4 protein-coding genes are annotated in these 2,774 nt (G+C 72.3%); 3 read left to right on the forward strand and 1 reads right to left on the reverse strand.

Annotated features, from left to right (window positions below):
- Window positions 1-20: 20 nt before the first annotated feature.
- Complete coding sequence (gene tgmC / locus VGX25_RS23815; RefSeq protein ID WP_326920110.1) at window positions 21-1,193, reverse strand: ATP-grasp peptide maturase system methyltransferase; 1,173 nt, start codon at window positions 1,191-1,193, stop codon at window positions 21-23.
- Window positions 1,194-1,305: 112 nt separating this feature from the next.
- On the opposite strand from tgmC, the gene VGX25_RS23820 reads away from it, so the two are divergent.
- From VGX25_RS23820 to VGX25_RS23830, 3 genes are all read left to right on the forward strand, one after another.
- Window positions 1,306-1,728 (forward strand): helix-turn-helix domain-containing protein, encoded by a 423-nt coding sequence (locus VGX25_RS23820; protein WP_326920111.1) that lies wholly within the window; start codon window positions 1,306-1,308, stop codon window positions 1,726-1,728.
- A 7-nt stretch (window positions 1,729-1,735) separates the two neighbouring features.
- Entirely contained in the window at window positions 1,736-2,419 is a 684-nt protein-coding gene (locus tag VGX25_RS23825; protein ID WP_326920112.1) for a hypothetical protein, read from the forward strand.
- An 88-nt stretch (window positions 2,420-2,507) separates the two neighbouring features.
- On the forward strand, window positions 2,508-2,774 hold a 267-nt coding region (locus VGX25_RS23830; RefSeq protein ID WP_326920113.1), incomplete at its 3' end, for a DUF2516 family protein.

Below are 2,774 nucleotides of genomic sequence, written 5' to 3' on the forward strand. Positions count from 1 at the left end.
GCTATAACCCCACAAAAGACTCACGACAGGGGCCAGCGGTAGGGGCTGGCCGGGTGGTCGAGCCAGAGCTCCTGTCCGGCCGGGCCGACCGTGATGCCGAACCGGGACCGCGGCGGCCTGCCCAGCTCGCACCACTGCTCGTAGGCCTTCTCCACCTCGTCCCACAGCCGCCGCGGCCCGCCCTGGGTGACCAGGTGCCGGCCGCGGTCGCCGCGGTGCCGCACCCATGATCCGTCCCGGTGGTGCAGCACCACGGTCGCCCGGCCGAGGCTGGCCGGGACCACGTGCGGCAGCGCGAGGCCGGCGAAGAACTCGAACGGGCTGGTCGGGCTGACCACCGTGGCCGCGGCCAGCCCGGTGCGCCGGGACAGCCCGGACCGGTGCGCGAGCGACTCGATCAGCGCGTCGTCGACCGGCTCCCGGTGCGCCCGCAGCGGCATGAACCGCCCGTCGTCGGCGAGCACCCGGCCTCGGCCGCAGGGCCCCTCGCCGGCGACGATTCGCACCAGGCCCGCGCCGAGCGGGCGGTTGAGCGTGGTCACCACCAGCCCGCCCGGCCTGGTCTGCGCCAGCCACGGCAGCGGCACGGTGGACACCGAGCAGGTGGACAGCACCCGGTCGTAGGGCGCCCCCGCCGGGTGGCCCCCGGCGCCGTCGGCCGCCACGCACTCCGGCTGGTAGCCGAGCCCGGCAAGGCGTTCCCGGGCCCGCTCGACCAGCGACCGGTCGACGTCCACAGTGGACACCAAGCCGTCGCCGAGCCGGTGGCAGAGCAGGGCGGCGTTGTACCCGGTGCCCGTGCCGATCTCCAGCACCCGGGCCCCGTCCGGCACGTTCAACGCGTCCAGCATCACCGCCATGATCCCCGGCATGCTCGACGAGCTGGTCGGCACGCCGCGCGTCTCGCCGCCCAGCCGGGCCGCCTCCCACCGGGACGGATCGCCGTCGAGCTGGGTCACCAGCACGCGGTTGGCGTAGACCTGCGCGAGCCAGTCGGGGTCGGTAGAGTCGACCGCGGCCCAGCTGTTCGGGCCGACCGGCCGGAAGAATCGCGGCAGGAAGAGATGCCTTGGCACGGCGGCGAACGCGTCCCGCCACCGGGGATCGGCCAGCAGGCCCTCGCGCACGAGGGCGCGCACCATCCGCACGCGGTAGCGGCGCGCGGTTCGCTCGGTGTCGCCCGAGATGCCCATCCCCTCCACGGTAGTCGCCGTGTGAGGCAACCCACGGACAAAGTGCGAGCAGCGTGCTTGCAACAGCTAGCAGTTGCGCGTAGCGTCGTGGGTGTCGCGAGGAGGTGACCGGATGAACGAGGCGATCGACAAGGTTGCCGACCTCGGGCGGGACATCGGCGAGTACATCCGCCAGCAGCGCAACCAGGCGAAGATCTCGCTGCGCCAGCTGGCCAAGCGGGCCGGTGTCTCCAACCCGTACCTGAGCCAGATCGAGCGCGGCCTGCGCAAGCCGAGCGCGGAGATCCTGCAGCAGATCGCCAAGGGGCTGCGGATCTCGGCCGAGGCGCTGTACGTGCAGGCGGGGATCCTCGACCTGCCGGCCGGCGGGGCCGTGGTCGACGCGGTACGGGCCGACCCGGAGCTCACCGAGCGGCAGAAGCAGGTTCTGCTGGACGTCTACGAGTCGTTCCGCCGGGAGAACAAGCCAGCACGGTCCACAGTGGCGGGGTCTGATGTGGACAGTGAGAAGACAGGACCCCACACCGAGGAGTGAACCAACGATGACCACACCCAAGTCGAAGGAGTCGAGGGACCTGCGCAAGGCGCGCAAGCAGGCGGTGGACGCGCTGAGCACCGCCGCCGAGCAGGTCCGCACCCCGCTGCTCGCCGCGATCGGCGCCGGCGACCTGGCCACCCAGGCCGTGGTCGAGGCGGTCAACAAGGCCCGCGTCCGGGTCAGCGAGCGGGCCGAGGCGGCCAGGAGCGCCGTGGAGGACCTGCCGAGCGACCTGACCGCGCTGCGCGAGCGGCTGGACCCGGCCGAGCTGCGCAAGCTGGTCGATGAGTACACCGAGGCCGCGCAGAAGCTGTACCAGAAGCTGACCGACGCCGGTGAGGACGCGCTGGCCAAGCTGCGCGCCCAGCCGCAGGTGCGCAAGGCCGTCGAGCAGGTCGAGGAGGCCATCGCCACGCTGCAGGAGCGGGTCGGCGACGTCGCAGGCGACGCCCGCGAGCTGGCCGAGGACGTGCTCGCCAGGGTCAGCCGCCGGACCAGGTCGGTCGGCGAGAAGACCGCCCGCAACGTCAAGAAGGCCACCGCCGAGCTGGCCGAGGACGTGACGGAGACCGGCGACGACGTGGCCCACGAGGTCCGCAGCACCAGCCGCAAGGTCGCCAACAAGACCGCGCCGCGCCGGACCGCGGCCGCCGGCAAGACCGGCTCGACCGGCAAGACCACGAAGTAACCAGGTAGGACCCGCTCCCGGATGCCGCATGCGCCGACGTCACCCGTGGCGTATGCGGCATTCGAGGCATCTCACGTAGTCTTGTCCTGTGCCGCTGGAAGCGTGGTGGATCCTCAAGGTCATCGACTGGGCCGCTGTCCCCGTCGGGGTCTTCGCCTTCGTGCACGCCCTCCTGCAGCGACCCGACGCCTACACCGCCGCCGACCGCCTGACCAAGCCGGCGTGGCTCGGCATCACCGCCGGCTCCGCCGTCTTCCTCCTCCTGTTCAGCTTCGCCGGCGTCGGCTGGATGTTCTGGATGGCCGGCCTGGTCGCCGCCCTCGTCTACATCGTCGACGTGCGCCCCAAGCTCATC

The organism is Actinophytocola sp., from assembly GCF_035942955.1.
Classification (GTDB): Bacteria; Actinomycetota; Actinomycetes; order Mycobacteriales; family Pseudonocardiaceae; genus DASYTH01.